This window comes from Vibrio sp. Vb1554 (assembly GCF_033344235.1).
Map to the genome: position 1 here is coordinate 315,311 of NZ_JAWPOJ010000001.1, position 22,083 is coordinate 337,393.

General features: G+C 45.9%; 19 protein-coding genes and 2 pseudogenes. 13 read left to right on the top strand and 8 right to left on the bottom strand.

Annotation, left to right across the window (positions count from 1 at the left end; translation table 11 throughout):
• Positions 1 to 24: 24 nt before the first annotated feature.
• Positions 25 to 204 (bottom strand): hypothetical protein, encoded by a 180-nt coding sequence (locus tag R8N28_RS01370; protein ID WP_224721246.1) that lies wholly within the window; start codon positions 202 to 204, stop codon positions 25 to 27.
• A 276-nt stretch (positions 205 to 480) separates the two neighbouring features.
• On the opposite strand from R8N28_RS01370, the gene R8N28_RS01375 reads away from it, so the two are divergent.
• Positions 481 to 1,695 (top strand): CobW family GTP-binding protein, encoded by a 1,215-nt coding sequence (locus R8N28_RS01375; RefSeq protein WP_047100911.1) that lies wholly within the window; start codon positions 481 to 483, stop codon positions 1,693 to 1,695.
• Between the two features lie 148 nt (positions 1,696 to 1,843).
• Here the strand turns inward: R8N28_RS01375 and zigA are convergent, their stop codons facing one another.
• On the bottom strand, positions 1,844 to 3,043 hold the full coding sequence (gene zigA / locus R8N28_RS01380; RefSeq protein WP_047100912.1) for a zinc metallochaperone GTPase ZigA: 1,200 nt from the start codon (positions 3,041 to 3,043) through the stop codon (positions 1,844 to 1,846).
• Positions 3,044 to 3,233: 190 nt separating this feature from the next.
• Here zigA and R8N28_RS01385 point away from each other — a divergent pair, with 190 nt between their 5' ends.
• Together R8N28_RS01385 and R8N28_RS01390 are read left to right on the top strand one after the other, a co-directional pair.
• Positions 3,234 to 3,659, top strand: coding sequence for a TraR/DksA C4-type zinc finger protein (locus R8N28_RS01385; RefSeq protein ID WP_064354628.1), 426 nt, complete (start codon positions 3,234 to 3,236; stop codon positions 3,657 to 3,659).
• Positions 3,660 to 3,938: 279 nt separating this feature from the next.
• A complete protein-coding gene (locus tag R8N28_RS01390; protein ID WP_005375727.1) occupies positions 3,939 to 4,547 on the top strand; it encodes a MarC family protein in 609 nt (202 codons plus the stop codon).
• Positions 4,548 to 4,967: 420 nt separating this feature from the next.
• Here R8N28_RS01390 and R8N28_RS01395 read toward each other — a convergent pair whose 3' ends face one another.
• Entirely contained in the window at positions 4,968 to 5,408 is a 441-nt protein-coding gene (locus R8N28_RS01395) for a phosphate-starvation-inducible PsiE family protein (RefSeq protein ID WP_005375731.1), read from the bottom strand.
• 868 nt (positions 5,409 to 6,276) lie between these two features.
• On the opposite strand from R8N28_RS01395, the pseudogene R8N28_RS27430 reads away from it, so the two are divergent.
• The 3 genes and pseudogenes from R8N28_RS27430 to R8N28_RS01410 form a co-directional block, all read left to right on the top strand.
• Positions 6,277 to 6,963 (top strand): annotated as a pseudogene (locus R8N28_RS27430) (PAS domain-containing protein); the annotation flags it as partial.
• Between the two features lie 180 nt (positions 6,964 to 7,143).
• Positions 7,144 to 7,497, top strand: a pseudogene (locus R8N28_RS27435) (methyl-accepting chemotaxis protein); the annotation flags it as partial.
• A gap of 391 nt (positions 7,498 to 7,888) precedes the next feature.
• The gene (locus tag R8N28_RS01410; protein ID WP_318183314.1) at positions 7,889 to 8,767 is read left to right on the top strand and encodes a DMT family transporter; all 879 of its coding nucleotides are present in this window, start codon (positions 7,889 to 7,891) and stop codon (positions 8,765 to 8,767) included.
• 46 nt (positions 8,768 to 8,813) lie between these two features.
• Here R8N28_RS01410 and R8N28_RS01415 read toward each other — a convergent pair whose 3' ends face one another.
• The 5 genes from R8N28_RS01415 to R8N28_RS01435 all read right to left on the bottom strand — a co-directional run bounded on the left by R8N28_RS01415 (position 8,814) and on the right by R8N28_RS01435 (position 13,831).
• Positions 8,814 to 9,722 carry a hydroxymethylglutaryl-CoA lyase gene (locus R8N28_RS01415; RefSeq protein ID WP_065275377.1) on the bottom strand — a complete coding sequence of 303 codons (909 nt, stop codon included), beginning with the start codon at positions 9,720 to 9,722 and terminating at the stop codon, positions 8,814 to 8,816.
• Positions 9,722 to 10,561, bottom strand: a complete 840-nt coding sequence (locus tag R8N28_RS01420; RefSeq protein WP_065275376.1) for an enoyl-CoA hydratase-related protein — start codon at positions 10,559 to 10,561, stop codon at positions 9,722 to 9,724. The genes R8N28_RS01415 and R8N28_RS01420 overlap by 1 nt, the downstream gene beginning before the upstream one ends.
• Before the next feature lie 29 nt (positions 10,562 to 10,590).
• A complete protein-coding gene (locus R8N28_RS01425) occupies positions 10,591 to 12,195 on the bottom strand; it encodes a carboxyl transferase domain-containing protein (RefSeq protein WP_065275375.1) in 1,605 nt (534 codons plus the stop codon).
• Between the two features lie 25 nt (positions 12,196 to 12,220).
• A complete protein-coding gene (locus tag R8N28_RS01430; RefSeq protein ID WP_005387610.1) occupies positions 12,221 to 13,390 on the bottom strand; it encodes an isovaleryl-CoA dehydrogenase in 1,170 nt (389 codons plus the stop codon).
• Between the two features lie 66 nt (positions 13,391 to 13,456).
• Positions 13,457 to 13,831 (bottom strand): MerR family transcriptional regulator, encoded by a 375-nt coding sequence (locus R8N28_RS01435; RefSeq protein WP_017821195.1) that lies wholly within the window; start codon positions 13,829 to 13,831, stop codon positions 13,457 to 13,459.
• A 275-nt stretch (positions 13,832 to 14,106) separates the two neighbouring features.
• Here R8N28_RS01435 and R8N28_RS01440 point away from each other — a divergent pair, with 275 nt between their 5' ends.
• The 7 genes from R8N28_RS01440 to R8N28_RS01470 all read left to right on the top strand — a co-directional run bounded on the left by R8N28_RS01440 (position 14,107) and on the right by R8N28_RS01470 (position 21,767).
• Positions 14,107 to 15,318 carry an acetyl-CoA C-acyltransferase gene (locus R8N28_RS01440; RefSeq protein ID WP_025767662.1) on the top strand — a complete coding sequence of 404 codons (1,212 nt, stop codon included), beginning with the start codon at positions 14,107 to 14,109 and terminating at the stop codon, positions 15,316 to 15,318.
• Positions 15,319 to 15,341: 23 nt separating this feature from the next.
• Complete coding sequence (locus tag R8N28_RS01445; RefSeq protein WP_064354633.1) at positions 15,342 to 16,835, top strand: CoA-acylating methylmalonate-semialdehyde dehydrogenase; 1,494 nt, start codon at positions 15,342 to 15,344, stop codon at positions 16,833 to 16,835.
• 19 nt (positions 16,836 to 16,854) lie between these two features.
• Positions 16,855 to 18,009, top strand: coding sequence for an acyl-CoA dehydrogenase family protein (locus R8N28_RS01450; RefSeq protein ID WP_065275373.1), 1,155 nt, complete (start codon positions 16,855 to 16,857; stop codon positions 18,007 to 18,009).
• Positions 18,010 to 18,047: 38 nt separating this feature from the next.
• On the top strand, positions 18,048 to 18,833 hold the full coding sequence (locus R8N28_RS01455; protein ID WP_017634261.1) for an enoyl-CoA hydratase: 786 nt from the start codon (positions 18,048 to 18,050) through the stop codon (positions 18,831 to 18,833).
• An 8-nt stretch (positions 18,834 to 18,841) separates the two neighbouring features.
• A complete protein-coding gene (locus R8N28_RS01460) occupies positions 18,842 to 19,981 on the top strand; it encodes an enoyl-CoA hydratase/isomerase family protein (RefSeq protein WP_017634260.1) in 1,140 nt (379 codons plus the stop codon).
• A gap of 11 nt (positions 19,982 to 19,992) precedes the next feature.
• Complete coding sequence (gene mmsB / locus R8N28_RS01465) at positions 19,993 to 20,898, top strand: 3-hydroxyisobutyrate dehydrogenase (RefSeq protein ID WP_065275372.1); 906 nt, start codon at positions 19,993 to 19,995, stop codon at positions 20,896 to 20,898.
• A 110-nt stretch (positions 20,899 to 21,008) separates the two neighbouring features.
• Entirely contained in the window at positions 21,009 to 21,767 is a 759-nt protein-coding gene (locus R8N28_RS01470; protein ID WP_005375778.1) for an SDR family oxidoreductase, read from the top strand.
• Positions 21,768 to 22,083: the final 316 nt, after the last annotated feature.

The window sequence follows — 22,083 nt, forward strand, 5'->3', positions numbered from 1 at the left end:
TGAGGTTGGAGCAATAGGTGAGTGTCAATATGTGTTCCTAGAAGAATAATGACTGCGATTTTTTCTTTTACGTGCGCCCACATCCGCAACATCGGACGCTTTGCAACAACCTCCGCCTTTGATCGGCCTACGTGAAAACATCACACCAATCGCGAGCATCGCAATACAACTTAGGAAAATAAGAATGGTAAGAACTAAAGTCATAACACCACCTCCTATAAATCGCTGTACTGTCATCTTTCTCCAATTTTATAAACAAAGCAATGGTCGTTTTGTAACCACTTATTATTTTTATCAATAGTCAGACCTTTGCTGGTGATGAAACGTGATGAGAAACGAAGGCTAGCTCTGAAAAATCAGCCTCTGTGGTCTTAACCGACTCTTAATCTTTGGGTACAAGACAGCAATTGGATTCCTTCTATAACTCATCAAATTGTTATGTTATAACATGCATTCATCCAGAGTTTGTAGGTCAAAGGTATGCCATCAATTCCAGTCACCATTTTGCATGGGTTTCTCGGGTCAGGGAAGACCACGTTTTTACGCAATATTCTTCAACAAGCCGATTATTCTGGTGTTGATCTGTCAGTTATTGTGAATGACATGAGTGAGTTAGACGTCGATGGCGTGCTTATCTTAAATACCGATGCGGTGAGTGAAGAGCAGGGCAACTTTGTCACGATCAGTGGAGACAGCATCAGCAGCCTGAGTGGTGTAAAGCAGCTCGATAAAGCCCTTAAAAAGCTCTGCGCAGAAAAATCGCCAGAATGGATTGTGATTGAAACATCGGGCAGTAGTCATCCTTTGCCTTTGGTTGAGTATTTCAAAAATAACGCACAATTCGCTCTCAAAGACGTGATTACGTTGGTGGATGCGACTTGGTTGCGAGATGACTATCGACAAGGCTCTGCCTTAATTCCGAAGTGGCAAAAGAACGTACAGCAGGGTGTTCGCGGCGTTGAAAACTTGTTGGTAGAGCAAATCATGTTCTCAAACCGTGTCATGCTCACCAAGACGGACAAAGTGGATGACAATACCGTTCGTAACATCGCGCAGGCGATTCATCCGCTTAATGTTTACACCGAGATAATCAAAACGTCATGGGGAAACTTGGATATCCGCATGTTGAAAGGTGAGCAAGACTACAATTTCTTCCTTGTTGAGCAGTTAATCGCAGAACTTCGTGAGACGGTGAATGAGCCGTTGAATCTCTCTGATAAAGACGAACAAAGCCTTGTCGCCAAAGTGATCAAAGATGATCGACCTTTTCATCCTGCGCGTTTGTGGAGTACCTGCCACCAGTATTTAACTAAAGGTGTGTTCCGCAGTAAGGGGTTCTTTTGGTTTCCAACTCGAGACGATGTTTCACTGCTTTGGAGCCAAGCAAGCGGCAATGTGGGGCTTGAAATTACAGGCTTTTGGCGCGCTTCGGTAATCAATGACGAATCGCAAAACTTCACTGAGGAACATCGTCAAATCCTGCAAGATAAGATAGACAGCGTTGAAAGCCGCTTTGGTGATCGTCGTTGTCGCTTAACGGTGATTGGGCAAGAAAACGAAGTCGATGTGTTTATTGATGCGCTGGAAAACTGCTTTTTAACGGATGCGGAACTGGAGCAATGGCAACAAGGGGCAACATTTGAAGATCCTTGGCCAAAGAAAATAGCTAAGTTGAGCCAGAAGAAGACGGTTTGAATGTACTGGTGAGGATTCCCTTGGTGCATGTTTGAATCTCGGCTTGTACCAAGAACGGACTTACTGAATTGGCTCGGTATACCAAAATTGGCTCTGGGTAACGAAAAAGCCTCCCGAATGGTGGGAGGCTTTTTTGTATCTCAGTCGTTTACTGTTCCCATTCAGGGAAAGGGTCTTCCAGAGATAACCAATAGTCGAGCCCTTGCTCCATCTCATCTTCTGTTAACAAGCATTCGTTAAGACGAGCAATCAATTTCTGTTGCTCTAATCCCTGACCAATAAACACCAATTCTTGTCGCATATCGCCGTATGGTTCTTGCCAAATGTCGTTTATAGCATCTAGGTAATCTTGATCCGTCGGCCACTCCTCCTTCGGAATCGCTTTCCAAAACATACCAGCAACACCATAACGTGCGATGCCTCCCGCTTGGCTCCATTGACCGACAAACTCTGGTCTTGTTGCTAGCCAAAAGTAACCCTTGGAACGAATCAGTTTGCCGTAATCTTTCGCATTGTGGAGGAAGTCATAAAACTTCTCTGGATGGAAAGGGCGTCTCGCATGATAAGCAAAGCTAGAAATGCCGTATTCTTCGGTTTCAGGTATGTGTTCGCCTCGCATTTCCTTTAACCAACCTGGGGCTTGTTGTGCCTTTTCAAAACTGAAGCTTTGTGTGTCGAGTACCGCATCAAGGTCTACTTCACCATTTGAGATCGGAAGGATGGTGGCGGATGTATTGAGAGTTCTAAGAATCGCAAGAAGCCTTTCGATTTCTGATTTCTCAGCGAGGTCGGTTTTACTTATCAAGATAACGTCAGCGAACTCGACTTGATCAACGAGCAAGTCGGCGACGCTGCGTTCATCGTCTTCACCTAAGGATTCGGCGGTCTCTGTTAAGAACTTAGCTTCATCGTAATCACGCAGAAAGTTAATCGCATCAACCACCGTAACCATGGTGTCTAAACGTGCAACGTCTGAAAGTGATAGCCCGTTTTCATCAGCAAACGTAAAAGTCTCTGCAACGGGAAGTGGCTCGGCGATGCCAGTGGACTCGATAACTAGGTAATCGAATCTGCCTTCTTGCGCGAGTTTAGTAACTTCTTCAAGTAGATCTTCACGCAGGGTACAACAGATGCAGCCGTTACTCATCTCAACTAACTTTTCTTCACTGTGGTTGAGAGAAACTTCATTCTGAACGGTCGCTGCATCGATGTTGACTTCGCTCATGTCGTTGACGATGACCGCGACTTTTCTGCCTTGTCTATTGTTAAGAATATGACTTAAAACGGTTGTTTTTCCTGCGCCTAGAAAGCCGGACAAAACCGTAACAGGGAGTTTCTGGGTGTTCATGCTCATGCTCTTTATAGTGTAATGTTATAATATAACAATTAATATAGTCGGTGATCTTAACTCTGGCATCAAGCAGTTTGTGAGTGTGTCGAGCACTGCACCTTATTGGCGGCTTTATTTGTCGTTTAGTTGCACAGGTTCAGATGTCCGGAATTTAGAGATCGAACTCTTATCTCGGTGTGGAGGTTCTATGAACGAAGAGAAAAAGCATGTCATGACAGAAGAAGAAATTCTTGCAGCGCCCGAGGCGGATTATATGAATGAAGCTCAGCTCGCGTTTTTTGAAAACCGATTATTTGAGCTTTATGAATTGACGTTAGCGCATATTGAACGCGCGAAAGAAGAGATGATTGCGCCAATGGAATTCAGTGACGAAAGCGATAGGGCGTCCAGTGAGGAGCAATCTGCAATCGCATTAAGAATCATAGATAGAGAGCAAAAGCTGTTACCTAAGATTCAACGATCGTTGGCTCGCTTGCGCGCAGGGGAGTATGGCTATTGTTTAGAGTCCGGAGAACCTATCGGCATTCCAAGGTTATTGGCACGACCTACTGCTGAATATAGTGCAGAAGTAAAAGCTCAAATGGAGTCAAAAGAGCACTGGTATAAACACTAAAGCCTCACTATCTTATGACGTCGATATTCTTCTCGTTCACTTGTTTTTTTGATGTTCTCTGAGAAGTCTAAAGCGATGGCGACTACCGTTAGGTATGGTAGTCATTACCTTTGAGATATTAATAGTTATCGATAGGATAGAAGTAAGTTCTGTATTGTAAATAACGCACCATTTTTGTTTTTCTGAATGAGCTCTCGCTATGTTAGCGTCAAACATTTTCTCTGCTACTTCAAGCTGATCTTCTATCCTTAAAGCTAAATTAGTACTGGAGAAAGTAGCATGATTGACTTTGTGGCAACTTTTATCTTTTTCTTTGCTGTCATCGATCCCATAGGTACTGTGCCCGTTTTTATCGCAGCCACAAAAAGCTATGAAGAAGTGGCAAAGCGTAAGGTCGCTCTGTTTGCGACTCTATTCTCCGCTGCTATCCTACTGTTTTTTGTTGTTGCTGGTGAAATCATACTTACAGCAATGCGTATTCCCTTGTCTGCGTTTCAAATCTCGGGCGGTATCGTATTGTTCTTGTTTGCTTTGACTATGATATTTGGTGAGAGTAAACCAGCAGAAGAAATCAGAACGCTCAATAGTCATCATGATACAGCAGTTTTTCCTCTAGCCATTCCATCAATTGCTAGCCCTGGCGCAATATTAGCCGCCGTTTTACTCACAGAGAACGTGCGGTTTAATATTTGGGAGCAAGTCCAGACCGTGGCTGTGATGCTGCTGGTACTATTGGTTGTTTATATCTTGCTATTAATGGCCAGCGGCATACACAGGATTATTGGGAATACAGGAGCTAGCGCTGTAAGTCGGATCATGGGGTTGATATTAGCCGCTGTGGCCACGACCAACACTCTGAATGGGATTGAAAGTTACTTTGACCTTTAAGGCTGTTTCGCAAACTGAGCTGAAGGTATACGTTAAGAGCTAATTTTACGGCGAGATGACCGACCACCTGACAATCTCTTTTCTGGCTGTTACTTCTAGCCGGATGTAATCCTTCAGGCTACTCGTGACGACCTTGTTTAAGAGGACCACGGAAAAGTTGAAAGTAAAATGCATAGATGTTGAGGGTATATATCAGATGGGGGAACTGGAGCAACACTTGCCCCCATTGAGCTGTGCCAATACTCAAAGATTAGCTGCTAGAAAACAATATCGATAATTTCTCCGCCTAGGCACTACTCTATAATCTTGTAGTCTCGCAGTATATAGAGCCTAGCATGGAGGAATCTATTAGCTTCAACGTGCCAAGACAAGACTTTTTCATGCTTTGAGAGTATCTGCAAAGCCGGGAGGCTGAGATGTTTATTCAGTATGGCTCTTATTGGGCAGTTTATGGATCAGCCAGTAACCAAGACTCATACTAAGAACTACAGCCGCAATTCCAATCAGGTACATTGGAGACAAGGTTTCAAAGTCTATAATAATGACCTTTCGGGAGATTGCCATCAGCGCGGTGGCCATGACGATTTTTACATGAATAACATTCTCTCGCAGGTAAATAGTTATATTGATGAAAATTTCAATAGCAATTAAAACGGCCATAAAAGCACCAAAAGTGGCTAGCATATCTGAAATCGTCAGAATAAGTTTAGGTGGCGTGATAAGTTTTTGATATATCGTCCATGCAACATCTATCACACCCATGACGATTACAAACAACATAACTATCGACAATACTCTTACAGACCAATGAATCACTATCTGTAATTTTTTTGTTAACTTATCATTTTTATCGACTTCCATGGCCCTGTTTCCTTCGCTTGTTTATGTTCACTTAACCTTCATATGTTGAAGCTAGACAATTGAATACATGTCGTTTAAAGCATAGTTGCTGTGGTGAGAGATAGAAGCGTCCGAGGGAAGGAAGTTATGAAACTTAGGAGTGGGCACAATGTTGGACACATAATGTAATCTCTGGTGTCATGCGTTATTACCTCATTACCTCATTACCTCATTACCTCATTGCCTCATTTCTGATCGTGACGAGTCGACTGGTGAGGTGGTGATTCATCACCTTCACGGCAAACTGAATGAGCGGATACCACAACGTATTGATACTGGGCAAATCGATGCGCTTGTTGCTGGTTCCTCCGTGCGCTATTAATAGAAATACAAGCGAATAAGGAGTGGGTAATCGCTCAAAAGTCGGGTGGAAAAGCGGTAAAACGGCGAAAATTATTGGAACTAAGTCAAGGCCCTTTTTTTAAATGAAAAGGCTTATTGATCTGAACACACCACTTCTCCATATAAGTATATCCACAAATACAAACCTCAAATTGGCGATAAAGAGCTTTAATATTGATAAATATATAAACAACGTGGGTGCTGAAGAAATTTCAGTATACTGCGCTTAGGTTACACTGGAGAAAAAATCGCCGTATTCCCAGCGGGGTCCTTTGATAAGAAATAGAAATCGCGTTTGAATATGCAACCAAACGATTTTGCCGCTTGCAGTTTATTCGGTATACAAATAATAAACCTTTGACTAATCCGAAGGTCGGTCAAATGAGAGAAAGTCATGTTTTTTAATAAGTCGCTTCAACAAGAAAATCAACGATTAAAGCAGGAGTTGCAAATCCTGCAGCAAATCCAAACCAGTTTAGATGAAGAGATGATCCGCTTAACATTGGATAGTAAAGGCCTCATTACTTCTGCAAATACCAAACTACAGCAAGAACTTTTCTTACATGATGATGAGATCTTAACGAAATCAATTACTGAATTGGTACCGTCAAATTCGCGCAATACAGACCACTTTCATCGAATGAAGAAAGCCGTCCAAGATAAAGTGTTCTGGAATGGGGCATTGCAAGTACGGAAAGGTAATGGTGAGGAAGCCTGGTTAAGAACGATTATCCAGCCTGTTTTAAATGAGCGCAGAGAAGTAGAAAGCTTTTTTGTTTTTGCTTCTGAACTTACGCGAACGATCAAATCATCCCGTGAGCAAGAGGACATGCTAAATGCATTAAGTCGTTCTATGGCGGTGATTGAGTTCACATTAGATGGCCATGTTTTAAAAGCCAACGATAATTTCCTAAACACAATGGGTTATACGCTTGATCAGATTCTAGGGAAGCATCATCGCATGTTTTGTGATCAGGAAGAGTCGAGCTCTCAAGCTTACCGTGAGTTTTGGCAACGTTTAGCAAAAGGGCAATTTTCATCAGAGCGATTCAAACGAGTTAACCGTTATGGTGAAGAGGTGTGGTTAGAGGCTTCATATAACCCTATCCATAACGACAGAGGAGAGCTCTACAAGGTCGTTAAGTTCGCGACAGATATTACCCAGCAGGTGATGCAGGAACAGAAAATGGCCCAGGCTGCGCAATTGGCGAACGAAATCTCCCAAGAAACTGGAACACAAACCCTGCAAGGGCAAGAGGTTATAGGCTCAACGTTAGAAAAGATGCAGATACTTTCCGAGCAAATGCAGCAAGCGAACACCGCGATTGACGAGCTTAAAGCGCACTCATCGCGTATTAGCGAGTTGGTAAATAGCATCAGTGGTATCGCTGACCAAACTAACTTATTGGCGTTAAATGCGGCGATAGAAGCGGCTCGTGCGGGTGAGCATGGTAGAGGTTTTGCCGTTGTTGCTGATGAAGTCAGACAGCTTGCTACAAGAACCAATGCAACCACCGATGAAATTGTCACAATGGTCAGTGAAAACCTACAGCGAACAGATAACGCAGTTAAGCTGATCGCTAAATGCCAAAAAGAAGCACTAGATACGCTAGAGCTCTCTGAAAAAGCAGGCAATGTGATGAATGAAATACAAGATGGCGCTAGCCGTGTTGTAGAGGCCGTAGAGCAATTTAACCGTTCGTTGTAGTTAATCAATAAGTTTTCATTGTAGGGGCGATGGGTAAAAAGCAATTCGCCTTATTCAACCTGTATTGAGGAGCGCTGAAGTCGCAATACTACTCCTGCCGCAGTCAAGTTAAGCGTTTTGAAGGAGAGGTAGTTCGACACCCCGTACAGGTTTTAGCCAGTTTGCTTGCTGTATAGAATGCTAAAGTAATTTAGTATGCGAAAAGGCTTGCCTTAAGACTTTGCCTGCATTTAATGTATCTAGCAGCAGAACTTCAATCTGCGTGACAACAATACAGGAGAGGATCGGGCTTTCACTTTTTCGCTCGACACAAACCCCTTTCAAATTTACACAATAGCGCAGTAAAACTCTCTTGCTGCGCTATTGTGTGTTCCATATTTTGTGAGTACTTATGTTTAACTCAGAACGCAAAGCGACGGTTATTCTGGTTGCGACGACGATGATCGCGGCACTTGGCTGGATATTCTCTAAGGAAACAATACAGGGTTTACCACCTTTTGGCTTTATTGGGGCGCGATTTACTATCGCTTCGCTCTGCTTACTGCCTCTATGTTACCGACCTTTGCTGAAAGCAAACTTAAAAGATGTGCTTTCTGCTGGTGGTGTCGGGCTCCTGTTAGGCAGTGCCGTTATGACATGGATTTACGCTATTTCTATCAGTGATACTCTCGGGGAAGGCGCATTTATCATGAGCCTTTCCATGCTGTTTGTGCCGATTATTGCATGGGTTATGTTTCGTCAACGACCACAACGAATTTTCTGGCTTTCTTTGCCTATCGCTGTATTAGGTCTTGCTTGTCTTTCTTTAGTTGGTGGCTGGAAACAATCGGCCAGTCAATTGTGGTTTCTTGGTGCAGCACTGGTTTTGGCGCTTCATTTTAATGTGAACAGCAAATACTCTCAAAAACTACCTGTGCTGCTGCTTACTTGCGTGCAACTTTTTTCAGCAGGTTGTTTAGGTTTGTTGGTTTCATTTTTTATGGAATCTTTCCCGGTAGAGGTGGACTCCTCTATTTGGTGGTGGTTTGCGTTGAGTACCTTATTAGCGACGAGCTTGCGTTACGTAATGCAAACCATGGGGCAAAAATTTGTTCAGGCAGGTAACGCTGCTCTAATTATGATATTAGAACCAGTTTGGACGGTTATTCTGAGCGTGCTGTGGTATGGCGAAGTGCTAACGGCAAATAAACTAGTAGGTTGTGTGCTTATCTTATTTTCTCTAATTATTTATCGTACTGGCGGGCGGTTTCGCTTCCCTACTCGAAAGTAGAGCAAATTAACTTGGGTTGGGAGAATTTGAGGTGCCGGATGGCCTTCTACGAAAGTGATAATACGCGGTTACGCAATGCTAATGACACTTTTGATGTAGGCAGCCGACCCAGCTCTTCGCTGATCATCCAGCCAGCTTTAGCCAGTAGCTCTAAGTCGATCCCCGTTTCTATTCCTAACCCTTGGCATAAATATAGTACATCCTCCGTTGCGACATTTCCTGATGCGCCATGAGCGTATGGACATCCACCCAGCCCAGCGACACTGCTGTCGATGGTATTGATGCCCATACTCAAGGCTTGATGAATGTTGGTGAGAGCTTGTCCCCATGTATCGTGGAAATGGACAGCAAGTTGGGGAAGAGGTGCAACCAACATGACGGCTTCCAGCATAGCAGCAATTCGATTTGGCGTGCCTGTGCCGATTGTATCGCCTAGAGATACTTCATAGCACCCTAAATCGATGAGCGATTTGGTCACGCTCGCCACCTGTTTAGGGGCTGTTGGACCGTCGTAAGGGCAATCTGCAACGCAGGATAGATAACCTCGAACAGGGATGCTGTGTTTGGTGGCTAATCGCATTACAGGTTCGAAGCGAGTTAGGCTTTCTGCAATCGAGCAATTGATATTGTGTTGGCAGAATCCTTCTGAGGATGAAGTGAAAATCGCGACCTGATTGGCACCAGCCTCTAACGCTTGTTCTAAGCCTTTTAGGTTTGGTGTCAGGGCAGAGTAGGTAACATGATTTCGCCGTGTTATTGCTTTCATGACCTCTGTTGAGTCCGCCATTTGTGGCACCCATTTGGGTGAGACAAAAGAGCCCGCCTCAATATGCGTTAGCCCAGTATCAGAGAGTAAGTTGATCAGCCGGACTTTAGTCTGGGTCGCAACAGGAGATTCATTTTGCAACCCATCTCTAGGACCTACTTCGACAATCTTTACTTTGGAAGGCAGCATTACTTGTCCTGTGACTTGGTGACCCAACTTGGGTTACGTTTTTCAAGAAACGCTTGCAGCCCATCTTGACCTTGGGGTGATACTCTAATGTCCGCAATGAGCTTGCTAGTATAGTGAATCAGTTGTTGATCGATGGGGTTTTGATGACATTGATGGCAGAGCGTTTTCGCTTTACGCATCGCATCTGGGCTATTCAGTAGCAACGTCTTGATTACGCTATCGACCGCACTTTCAAGCTGTTTGGCTTCTTTCACTTCGTGCACAATACCAAACCGTTCGGCATCTTCGGCTGAAATGACTTCACCACTTAAGATATAGCGTCTAGCTTGTCTATTCCCCATCGCGCGCATGACGTAAGGCGCAATGGTTGCTGGAACTAAACCAAGCCTAACTTCACTTAAGCAAAAGTTGGCACTTTGGCTTGCGATGGCGATATCACTACAACAAATCAACCCTAAAGCACCACCATAAGCGGAACCTTGAACAACTGCGATGGTGGGTTGAGGGAACGAATCTAATGTTTCCATGAGTCTTGCCAAGTTTTGGGCATCAACGAAGTTATCTTGCCTCGTGCTGTCGGCCATCGACTGCATCCAATTCAAATCGGCCCCGGATGAAAAGTGCTTGCCGTTACTTCTTAATACCAAGCACCGCACATCCGTTCGTAAAGCGAGATAATCTAGGCGGTGGATCAGCAAGTCGATCGTACAAGCGTCAAAAGCATTGTGTTTAGCTGTTCTGTTTAGGGTAATGGTCGCTACGCCATTATCATCGACATGCCAAAGAACATCATCTTGCCTTTGGGCGTTGGGAATAATGCTTGGTTGCATTTCCTGCATACTAACTTCCTTAATTCATCTTTGGATGTTTACATTCTGAAGACGCCAAACTCGCTATCAGGAATGGGGGCATTTAATGCTGCCGTTAACGCTTGACTCAACACCTGACGCGTTTTTTTAGGGTCAATAATTCCGTCATCCCATAGCCGAGCACTCGCAAAATAGGGATGTCCTTGTGTTTCATACAAGTCTATGATCGATTCTCTAAAAATGTGCTCTTCTTGCTCTGACCACGCTTCCCCCTGACGTTCCTTCGCGTCTTTTCGAACTTGTGTTAAAACGCCTGCTGCTTGTTCTCCGCCCATCACAGAAATACGCGCGTTCGGCCACATCCACATCATGGTTGGATCATACGCTCGGCCGCACATGCCGTAATTACCAGCGCCGTACGATCCACCGATGATCACGGTAAACTTCGGCACGTCAGCACAAGCGACGGCCATCACTAGCTTGGCGCCATGTTTTGCGATGCCTTCTTCTTCAACCTTTTTTCCGACCATAAAGCCGGTAATGTTTTGGAGAAAAAGAAGCGGTGTTTTCCGTTTGGCGCACAGCTCAATAAAGTGCGCGCCTTTTTGTGCCGATTCAGAAAACAAGATACCGTTGTTTGCCACAATACCAATCAAGTGTCCTTGAATACGAGCGAAGCCACACACTAGCGTTCTGCCGTACAAGGATTTGAATTCGTCGAAATCAGAATCATCGACGATGCGGGCAATAATTTCTCGAACGTCGAATGACAGTCGTAAGTTGGCATTCACGACTCCGTAGATTTCTTCTGCGTCGTAGCGGGGAGGAAGTACGGTGTTTTCTGGCTTAACAGGTCTTGTTCTATTGGCATTGGCAATGGCTTCTCTCGCAAGCATTAGGGCATGTTCATCATTTTCAGCGTAATAATCTGCGACACCAGATTTTCGACAATGCACGTCTGCACCGCCGAGCTCTTCACCCGTCACGACTTCGCCAGTGGCCGCTTTCACCAAAGGTGGCCCCGCCAAAAAAATGGTGCCTTGCTCTTTAACCATAATGGACACATCCGCCATGGCAGGAACGTACGCGCCCCCAGCAGTGCAAAGCCCCATCACAACAGCAACTTGGGGGATGCCTTTCGCCGACATTCTCGCTTGGTTAAAGAAAATGCGACCAAAGTGTTCTTTGTCGGGGAAGACGTCGGACTGATGAGGGAGATTTGCGCCACCGGAGTCCACCAAGTACACGCAGGGGAGTTGGCAACGTTGGGCAATCTCTTGCGCTCTAAGGTGTTTTTTTACCGTGAGTGGGTAGTAGGTTCCGCCTTTTACCGAAGCATCGTTGGCGATGACCATGCATTGAATCCCCTCTATGATACCAATGCCGGCGATAACACCAGCGCAGGGGATCGCTTCGTCATACACTTGCCAGGCGGCAAACTGGCTGATTTCAAGAAAGTCAGTGTTGTCATCAAGCAAGCGCGCGATGCGTTCTCGTGCGGGGAGTTTTCCTTTTTGCCTCTGGTGCTCAATGGCTTTTTCACCGCCGCCCTGTTTGATGGTCTCGATGTGTTGATTAAGTTGAGTGACCAACGTTTCCATCGCAGCTTTATTGGAAAGAAATAACTCGTCAGTTGGCTTAGTTTTACTTTTGATAATGGCCATAATGACTTCCTTGTCGTATGTTCCGTTAGCGAGATTCTTCGAACAGTTCTCGGCCTATTAACATGCGGCGAATCTCTGAGGTACCCGCGCCGATTTCATAAAGCTTTGCATCACGTAACAAACGACCAGCAGGGTATTCATTGATGTAGCCATTCCCACCGAGCAGTTGTATTGCATCGAGTGCCATTTGTGTGGCGAGTTCTGCACTGTACAAAATCGCGCCAGCGGCGTCTTTGCGTGTTGCGTTACCTCGATCACAAGCCGCTGCGACGGTATATACATACGCTTTTGCTGCACTCATTCGAGAGTACATATCGGCGATCTTGCCCTGAACTAACTGAAACTCGCCAATGGATTTTCCAAACTGCTCTCGTTCATGTACGTACGGGACCACAATGTCCATGCAAGCTTGCATTATCCCGAGTGGTCCGGCAGCGAGGACGACGCGCTCGTAATCCAGCCCACTCATTAATACCTCGACGCCTTGATTCAACTCGCCAAGAATATTCTCTTTTGGCACTACGCAATGGTTAAATACAAGTTCGCAAGTATTCGAGCCTCTCATGCCTAGCTTGTCCAGCTTTTGAGCATGAGTGAAACCTGCGAAGTTACGTTCAATAATGAATGCGGTAATGCCACGTGAACCTGCGCTGACATCTGTTTTAGCGTAAAGCACCACTACGTCAGCATCGGGCCCATTTGTTATCCACATTTTGTTGCCATTCAGTACAAAATGGTCGCCCTTGTTCTCCGCTTTCAGTTGCATGCTTATCACGTCTGAACCGGCATTGGGCTCGCTCATCGCTAGGGCGCCAACGTGCGTACCATCAATGAGTTTTGGAAGGTATTTTTCGCGTTGAGAAGGCGTGCCGTTACGAAAGATTTGGTTGACGCACAGGTTAGAATGAGCGCCGTAGCTTAAAGCGACAGACGCAGAGGCACGGCTGATTTCTTCCATGGCAACAACATGAGCGAGGTATCCCATGCCTGCACCACCAAGCTCTTCATCGACGGTCACACCAAGCAACCCCATTTCTCCCAACAAAGGCCATAAATGATTCGGGAACTGGTTATCGCGGTCTATCTCAGCGGCGATGGGCGCGATATGTTCCGTAGCAAAGGCATTAACGTGTTCTCGGAGCATATCGATGGTATCACCAAGTCCGAAATTGAGTGGGGTATAGGTGCTTTTCATAACGTCTCCCGGTATCAGAGGTAAGGTGGAAAAGCCTGTAGCGGTGTTGCTAATTGAGTATAGCGTTTATGTCTGCTTGCTTTTGAGTGTTTGAATACAACGCTCCTTAGCGGCATTCAACTCTGCCATAACGACGCTGATGTCGTTGAGTTGTTGCTGTAGGACGGCTTGTTTCTCTTCAATGATATTGAGCATTTTCAACAACTGTCCTTCGGTTTGTTGCATGTCGTAGAGCTCGAAAAGTTCACGAATTTCTGCCAACGAAAAACCGAGTCGTTTCCCTCTTAAAATCAGTTTGAGGCGAATTCTATCCCTGCGTTGATAAACGCGCATATTGCCTTTTCGCTCTGGTTCAATCAGACCCACGTCTTCATAAAACCGGATACTGCGAGTAGTAATATCAAACTCCTTGGCGAGGTCACTGATCTTGTATTTTTCCATAACATACTTACCTCGAATAAAAATCCAGTTTCTGGAAATCGAACCTTTAATGGGAAGGTCGAACATCAACTTTGAAATATAAACGCCTGCTTGGTGTGTTTTTTCATCTCATTGTAAAGGCTAGTGCTATGCTTACGTAAACGTCAAGAAATCGCGGAATGAAAGTTTGTTAGTGAAAAAGGCGATAAAGGCTGGTGTGGCGCTTGGTGAGTAACTCTATGTAGGGTGTCATCAGTCTGCCAAGTGTTCACATATACCTTAAGGGAATGCGAATCATGGGAAAAGACATCTGGATTGTCAGCGCGAAAAGAACGCCAATTGGGCGCTTTCAAGGCAAGTTGCAAACTTACTCTGCTCCTCAATTAGGCGCACTGGCGATCAAGGCGGCAATGCACGAAGTGAATGTGACTTCGGTGGATGAAGTGTTCATGGGATGTGTGCTTCCAGCAGGGTGTGGACAAGCTCCTGCTAGGCAAGCATCTATGGGGGCAGATCTTCCTTTGGGCGTAGGGTGCACCACCATTAACAAAGTGTGTGGCTCTGGCATGAAGAGCGTCATGTTAGCGCACGATCTCATTAAAGCTGGAACGATTCGCTCTGCCATTGCTGGTGGTATGGAAAGTATGACCAATGCGCCGTATTTGCTGAGGGAGGCGAGAAAGGGAATGCGTATGGGGCACCAGTCTGCGTATGACCACATGTTTCTCGATGGGCTACAAGATGCTTACGAAGGGCACTTAATGGGTGTTTATGCTCAGCAAGTCGCTGACAGGCTTAAGTTCACCAGAGAGCAAATGGATGAATGGGCCGTGATGTCGGCAAAACGTGCGTTGGAAGCTCAAGAGCGAGGCTTGTTTGCCGATGAACTTTCGCCGGTTTCACTCAATACCAAGTCAGAACAAGCGGTGCTGAACTACGATGAGCACCCTCGCTCGATTGACCTTGGTAAAATTCCTCAACTCAAACCTGCATTCGATGAAAAAGGTACGGTGACCGCTGCTAATTCGAGTGCCATTTCAGATGGCGCAGCGGCTCTTGTGCTTATGGATGAAGACACTGCGCGTCATCAGGGGCTTAAACCACTTGCGATCATCAAGGCGCACTCTACACATGCCAGAAAACCTGCAGAATTTACTTTGGCACCCGTCTACGCAATTGAGCAACTGCTGTTCCAGCTAGATTGGTCAATTTATGAAGTGGACCTGTGGGAAATCAATGAAGCCTTTGCCGTCGTGACACAAATAGCGGTGGCGGAACTTGGACTAGATACGAGCAAAGTAAATATTAAAGGTGGAGCCTGTGCGCTTGGGCATCCGATAGGGGCTAGTGGCGCACGAATTCTGGTGACATTGATTCACAGTTTGCGTCAGCTACAAGCGTTAGGCACCAATGGTGATCTCGAAGCCAAAAAAGTGATGCGGGGTGTTGCGTCACTTTGTATCGGTGGTGGAGAAGCCACGGCGATAGGCATTGAAATACCGCTTTAATTGAAATCAGAAAGGAGTAAATGATGACTCGTTTGGTTCCCTTGTTTATTGGTGGCGAGTTTCGTGAATCTCAAACATCGGATTGGGTTGAGGTAACCAATCCCGCCACTAATGATGTCATTGCGTACGTTCCATGTTCCACAGAGCACGAGATGGAAGCCGCCATTGATAATGCGAAAGAGACATTCCAATCTTGGAAGGAAGTGGCAGTATCCGAGCGTGCCAGAGTCATGCTTCGCTATCAGCACTTGCTCAAAGAACATCATGATGAGCTTGCCACACTGCTTTCTCATGAGACGGGTAAGATTTTAGCGGATGCCAAAGGCGATGTGTGGCGTGGTATCGAGGTGGTTGAGCAGGCGGCAAACATTGCTAGCAACATGATGGGAGAAACCGTCGAAAACGTTGCCACGGATATTGATAGTTACTCAATGATTCAGCCCTTAGGTGTGTGTTGTGGGATCACGCCGTTTAACTTTCCTGCCATGATTCCGTTGTGGATGTTCCCAATCGCCATCGCTGCGGGCAATACGTTTGTGCTCAAACCCTCCGAACAAGTGCCATTGACCTCTATTCGTTTAGCCGAACTATTTGAGCAAGCCGGCGCGCCAAAAGGGGTGTTGCAGATCGTTCATGGCCGCAAAGAGCAAGTCGACTTTCTGCTGGCTCATCCTGATATTCGAGCGGTGTCATTTGTTGGCTCGGTTCCCGTTGCCCGTTATATCTACACCACAGGGACTAAACATTTTAAACGGGTTCAAGCTTTTGCTGGTGCAAAGAATCACATGGTGATCATGCCTGATGCAAACAAAGATCAAGTGGTGAATAACCTAATCGGAGCCTCCGTAGGGGCTGCGGGGCAGCGTTGTATGGCAATTTCTGTTGCGGTATTTGTCGGTGATTCAAAACAATGGATTACAGACCTCAAACAGGCAATGGCGAAAGTACACCCAGGGCCTTGGGACGATGAGCAAGCTGCTTATGGCCCACTGATCAGTGAGCAAGCTAAACAACGCGTATTGGACCTAATTGAAGATGGCAAACAACAAGGCGCAGTGTGTGAACTCGATGGCAGTCAGTGTGAAGTGGAAGGCTTTCCCGATGGAAACTGGATTGGCCCAACCTTGTTTAGCGGTGTAACAGCGAACATGTCGATTTACACGCAAGAGATATTTGGCCCTGTCTTAGTTTGTATGGAAGTCGAAACGTTGCAAGAAGCTATTGAGTTAGTGAATCGCAACCCTTACGGCAATGGAACTTCTATATTTACCGCTAATGGCGCTGCTGCGAGAAAATATCAGCATGACATTCAAGTCGGTCAGGTTGGGATCAATGTGCCTATTCCAGTCCCTTTACCATTTTTCTCCTTTACTGGTTGGAGAGGTAGTTTCTATGGTGATTTACATGCGTATGGTAAACAAGCGGTACGTTTTTATACCGAGACCAAAACGGTGACGGCGCGTTGGTTTGATGACGATATTCCAACGGGGCCTAATTTGACCATCCAACTGCGCTGAGTGAATAAAAGGAGCTTTTATGGACTTTGAACTTAATGAAGATCAACGTGCATTTGCCGATACCGCTCAACAATTTGCCGATGAGCGTTTAGCACCGATGGCGGCGGAGTGGGATGAAAAGCAGATTTTCCCCAAAGACGTATTGAGAGAGGCGGGGGAACTGGGGTTTCTCAGTCTCTACACACCAGAAGAACATGGCGGCTTAGGGTTAAGCCGTTTGGATGCTTCAATTATCTTTGAACAACTGGCCATGGGATGTACGTCCACTACGGCGTTTATGACGATTCACAACATGGTCAGTTGGATGATAGCCAGTTTTGCTACCGATGAAGCCAAAACGCAGTTCTGTCCGAAATTAGTTACGGGGGAGTGGTTAGGCTCCTATTGCTTAACTGAGCCTAACGCAGGATCAGACGCCGCTGCACTGACCACTTCCGCTACAAAAAAGGGAGATAAGTATGTCATCAACGGCGGCAAAACCTTTATCTCTGGCGCAGGAGAGACAGATGTTTTGGTCGTGATGGCGCGAACCGGAGATGAGGGTGCCAAAGGCGTGTCCGCATTTGTTGTTCCTGCTCACGCTGATGGTATCAGCTATGGGCGCAAAGAACCCAAAATGGGTTGGAACAGCCAACCAACACGAGCGGTTACTTTTGAAAATGTCGTTATTCCAGCTAGCCATTTACTGGGCGAAGAAGGGCAAGGTTTTGTCTTTGCGATGAAAGGGCTTGATGGAGGGCGTATAAATATTGCGACCTGTTCCGTCGGTACGGCTCAACAGGCCCTTAATCAGGCGGCACGGTACATTCAAGAGCGTAAGCAGTTCGGCAAGCCGCTTGCGCAATTTCAAGCCTTACAATTCAAATTGGCAGACATGGCGACAGAGCTAGTGGCTGCGCGGCAGTTGGTGCGCTATGCCGCCAGTAAACTCGACCGAAATGACCCTGATGCTACGGCTTATTGCGCGATGGCAAAACGGTTCGCAACCGATGTGGGCTTTCAGGTTTGCGACCACGCGCTGCAGCTTTATGGTGGCTATGGTTACATCAAAGAGTATCCAATGGAGCGTCATTTCAGAGATGTGCGTGTGCATCAAATTCTGGAGGGAACGAACGAAATTATGCGTTTAATCATCGCACGTCGTTTGCTCTCTGAGGAGTCGGCTTTGCTTTAGCAAAGTATGGTATTTGCTCATTGAGAAAGGATTCAGATATGCCATTAACCCAAGCAGCCATTCAACATACGATCACTAATCACGTTGCGGTGGTGACGATGAACAACCCGCCAGCCAATACGTGGACAGCAGAGAGCCTCAAGGTACTGAAGTCGCTGATACTCACACTTAACAATGATAAGCAGGTCTACGCACTGGTTTTAACCGGCAGTGGAGAAAAGTTTTTCTCTGCTGGTGCGGATCTCAAGCTATTTTCTGATGGTGACAAAGTGGTTGCGTTAGACATGGCGCGATGCTTTGGTGAAGCTTTTGAAACGCTCTCTGAATTCCGTGGTGTTTCCATTGCCGCCATTAATGGTTACGCCATGGGCGGAGGGTTAGAAGTGGCATTAGCTTGTGACATTCGAGTCGTTGAAGAGCAAGCGGTACTTGCTTTACCAGAAGCCAAAGTCGGACTTTTGCCCTGTGCTGGTGGTACCCAAAACCTCACAGCGTTAGTGGGGGAAGGCTGGGCAAAGCGCATCATTTTATGTGGAGAGCAAGTCAGCGCTGACAAAGCAAAAGAACTAGGCCTAGTTGAGGAGTTGGTTCCCAAAGGCGAAGCTTTAAGTAAAGCGATGGAGCTTGCTGAATCTGTTTCGAACCAGTCGCCATCTTCTGTCGCCGCATGTAAGGCGCTCATTCAAAATATGCGCTCTGCGCCACTTCAGCACGGCTTAATGAAAGAGCGAGAGTTGTTTCTGAATCTTTTTGATACGGAAGATCAAGTCGAGGGTGTTCGCGCCTTTTTAGAAAAACGCCCACCGCAATGGAAAAACCGATAGGAGGCCACATGGCAGGGATGGTAACCATCAGTGAAATAGAGTGCTTAGATGGCGTGCACCGCATTGGTATCGCAACGTTAGACAACACCGCTTCATTGAATGCATTGACGTATGACATGTTGGTCCAACTTAACGATCAGCTTATCAAGTGGCAAGATGATCCACATATGGCTTGTGTGGTACTGACTGGCGCTGGAGAAAAAGCATTCTGTGCTGGTGGTGATGTTCGAGCTATGTATCACGTCATGCATAACGAGAGTAAAGAAAAAATCGTAGAGTTCTGTACGAACTATTTCTCGTTGGAGTATGAGTGTGACTATCTCATCCACACTTACAACAAACCCATTATCGGTTGGGGAGAAGGTATTGTCATGGGCGGTGGGATGGGGCTTTTTATGGGAACCAGCCATAAAGTTGTGACAACAACATCACGCCTTGCTATGCCAGAAATCAATATTGGACTGTATCCCGATGTGGGAGGTACGTGGTTTTTAAGCCAGATAGATCCGCAAGTGGGTTTATTCCTCGGATTGACAGGTTCAATGGTAAATTCAAGTGACGCTGTCACTATTGGTTTGGCCGATTGGTCACTGTTGGAAGAGCAGTATCCCACCTTACTGGATGAGCTAAAGCGGCTCCAGTGGGGCAAAGAAGATGCGAAAGAGTTGGTAACTGCACTACTACAGTTAATGGAAGAACAAGTTATTGATAGCAAACCAACCACGCAAATTTGTCCATATTTAGATCAGATAGAGGAAGCGTGCAAAGGCTTTGATCTTAATGCGATAGCACAGCGAATCATGGCTATCGAAGGGAATAGCCAGTGGATAGAAAACGCGAAACAAACGTTCGCATCGGGCAGTGCGATCACCGCGCATATTTGCTTTAGACAAGTGAAAGAGTACCACAGCTTACCGCTTGCAGATTGTTTCCGTTTAGAGTTGAGTTTGTCGGTTCGCAGTGCCTTATTAGGTGAGTTTAAAGAGGGCGTCCGTTCTCGGCTCATTGACCGGGATGGCGAGCCGAGCTGGATATTTAACAGTGTCAGTGAAGTCGATGAAGATGTCATCGATACCTTGTTTACCTCACTTTGGCCGGATGACGAACATCCGCTTGCTGATTTGGGTGAACAAACACTAGGTCAATAAGGAGAATGATCATGAGTACCATCGCATTTATCGGTTTAGGAAGAATGGGGCATCCGATGGCGCAAAACTTATTAGCGTCTGGATTTAACGTGCAAGTATTTGATGTCGATAGCGAAGCGGCAAAGCAACTTGCACCTTTTGGTGCGGTGGTGGCGAGCTCTATCGAGGAAGTCGTGGATGGTGCAAGCACGGTCATCACGATGCTACCAGCAGGATCTCACGTTCGTTCCGTGTATCTTGGCGACTTACACGGCGGCGTAGGTGTCCTCAATCTTGTCTCGCCAAGTACCTTGATGATTGATTGTTCAACCATTGATCCGGACTCTGCGCGATTAGTCGCCAATGAAGCGGCAAATAAACGCGTGTTGTTTGTCGACGCGCCCGTTTCGGGGGGCGTTGCTGGCGCTAAAGCGGCGACATTAACCTTTATTGTTGGTGGTTCGGATCAAGCGTTTTCTAAAGCCAATGCGATTTTGCAGTATATGGGAAAAAATGTTTTCCATGCTGGCAAAGCAGGCGATGGTCAAATGGCGAAAATCTGTAACAACTTTATGCTCGGCATTTTAATGTCTGGTACGTGCGAGGCATTAAACCTAGGTATCGATCATGGACTCGATCCAAAAGTGCTATCAAACATTATGCTGCAAAGCTCTGGCCGAAATTGGGCATTGGAACTTTACAATCCTTGCCCAGGCGTGATGGACAGTGCGCCAGCCAGTCACGATTACCAACCGGGCTTTATGAGCAAACTCATGCTAAAAGATCTCGGCTTGGGGTTAGATGCGGCGTTACAAACACATTCTTCGGTTCCGATGGGGTCGTTAGCGCGCAACTTATATTCTTTCCACAACGCGAGCGGCCACGGCGAACTCGATTTCTCAAGCTTATTTGAGTTATACAAGAGTAAGAAAGGCTAGACCGAGTTTTGTGACAAACCAGCCCGAGATGGTGACATAAAATGCGCATCATTTCGGTCAACTTAGACTGGTTGAGATAGAGAACATTACGAGCTATGGAGTGCACCAATATGGACATAAAAAGTAGTGTTATTGCCATTACAGGAGCAGGGCAGGGGCTTGGGCAAATGATGGCCATTACCCTTGCTCAAGCTGGCGCTGATTTAGCGTTATTGGATGTAAACGCCAGTGGCTTAATGGAAACACAAGAGCAGTGTCGAATGCTGAGTGCGAAAGCGTTGACATATCAAGTGGATGTCACCAACGAAATCGACGTTGAAACCACGTTTGAAGCGATTATCCAAGATTTTGGTCAACTCAATGGCTTAGTCAATAACGCTGGCGTGTTAAGAGATGGGTTACTTGTAAAAGCAAAAGATGGCGTGATCAGTAAGATGTCTTTGGATCAATTCAACTTGGTCATGAACGTTAACGTGACAGGAACGTTTTTGTGTGGGCGTGAAGCTGCCGTCAAGATGATTGAGAGTGGCTCCCAAGGCGTTATCATCAATATTTCTAGTGTTGCGAGAGCTGGGAATATCGGACAAACCAATTATTCTGCGTCAAAAGCGGCGGTCGCGACCATGGCGACAACATGGGCTCGTGAGCTCGCAAGATACGGTATTCGCGCGGCGGCGGTTGCACCAGGTGTAGTTCATACCGCGATGGCAGAGCAAATGAAACCCGAAGCCATAGAGCGATTAGAAAAGATGATCCCAGTTGGCAGGATGGGCGAAACAAGCGAAATCGCGCATGCAGTAAAATACATTATTGAGAGTGATTACTTTACTGGCAGGGTTTTAGAAGTGGATGGCGGCATTCGTATGTAAGTGAACACTGAAATAAGGCTCTGATAGACCTGAATAATAAGTCTCTTTCCATTTCAACATTTTCTATGTTGTGGAGTGCTAATTCTGCGCAACCCAAATGTATTTACAACTTATGTTTGGATTTACCTTGAGAATGATTTCTCACAATCCAATAAAGAGATGTAAATACCACTCAAATATTAAGTGAAATCATTAATTTGATTCTTATCACACTTTTGGTTTTTTAGTTTCCGCTTCTGATTAAGGCTATCTGCGTAAATGAAGTTGATAGTCAGTCTCATCAATTTTAAGTTTCAACTATTTGTTTTTAAATAAT

Coding starts and splice junctions, on each gene's coding strand:
- R8N28_RS01370 (WP_224721246.1), bottom strand. CDS start 204: ATGACTTTAGTTCTTACCATTCTTATTTTCCTAAGTTGTATTGCGATG.
- R8N28_RS01375 (WP_047100911.1), top strand. CDS start 481: ATGCCATCAATTCCAGTCACCATTTTGCATGGGTTTCTCGGGTCAGGG.
- zigA (WP_047100912.1), bottom strand. CDS start 3,043: ATGAACACCCAGAAACTCCCTGTTACGGTTTTGTCCGGCTTTCTAGGC.
- R8N28_RS01385 (WP_064354628.1), top strand. CDS start 3,234: ATGAACGAAGAGAAAAAGCATGTCATGACAGAAGAAGAAATTCTTGCA.
- R8N28_RS01390 (WP_005375727.1), top strand. CDS start 3,939: ATGATTGACTTTGTGGCAACTTTTATCTTTTTCTTTGCTGTCATCGAT.
- R8N28_RS01395 (WP_005375731.1), bottom strand. CDS start 5,408: ATGGAAGTCGATAAAAATGATAAGTTAACAAAAAAATTACAGATAGTG.
- R8N28_RS01410 (WP_318183314.1), top strand. CDS start 7,889: ATGTTTAACTCAGAACGCAAAGCGACGGTTATTCTGGTTGCGACGACG.
- R8N28_RS01415 (WP_065275377.1), bottom strand. CDS start 9,722: ATGCTGCCTTCCAAAGTAAAGATTGTCGAAGTAGGTCCTAGAGATGGG.
- R8N28_RS01420 (WP_065275376.1), bottom strand. CDS start 10,561: ATGCAGGAAATGCAACCAAGCATTATTCCCAACGCCCAAAGGCAAGAT.
- R8N28_RS01425 (WP_065275375.1), bottom strand. CDS start 12,195: ATGGCCATTATCAAAAGTAAAACTAAGCCAACTGACGAGTTATTTCTT.
- R8N28_RS01430 (WP_005387610.1), bottom strand. CDS start 13,390: ATGAAAAGCACCTATACCCCACTCAATTTCGGACTTGGTGATACCATC.
- R8N28_RS01435 (WP_017821195.1), bottom strand. CDS start 13,831: ATGGAAAAATACAAGATCAGTGACCTCGCCAAGGAGTTTGATATTACT.
- R8N28_RS01440 (WP_025767662.1), top strand. CDS start 14,107: ATGGGAAAAGACATCTGGATTGTCAGCGCGAAAAGAACGCCAATTGGG.
- R8N28_RS01445 (WP_064354633.1), top strand. CDS start 15,342: ATGACTCGTTTGGTTCCCTTGTTTATTGGTGGCGAGTTTCGTGAATCT.
- R8N28_RS01450 (WP_065275373.1), top strand. CDS start 16,855: ATGGACTTTGAACTTAATGAAGATCAACGTGCATTTGCCGATACCGCT.
- R8N28_RS01455 (WP_017634261.1), top strand. CDS start 18,048: ATGCCATTAACCCAAGCAGCCATTCAACATACGATCACTAATCACGTT.
- R8N28_RS01460 (WP_017634260.1), top strand. CDS start 18,842: ATGGCAGGGATGGTAACCATCAGTGAAATAGAGTGCTTAGATGGCGTG.
- mmsB (WP_065275372.1), top strand. CDS start 19,993: ATGAGTACCATCGCATTTATCGGTTTAGGAAGAATGGGGCATCCGATG.
- R8N28_RS01470 (WP_005375778.1), top strand. CDS start 21,009: ATGGACATAAAAAGTAGTGTTATTGCCATTACAGGAGCAGGGCAGGGG.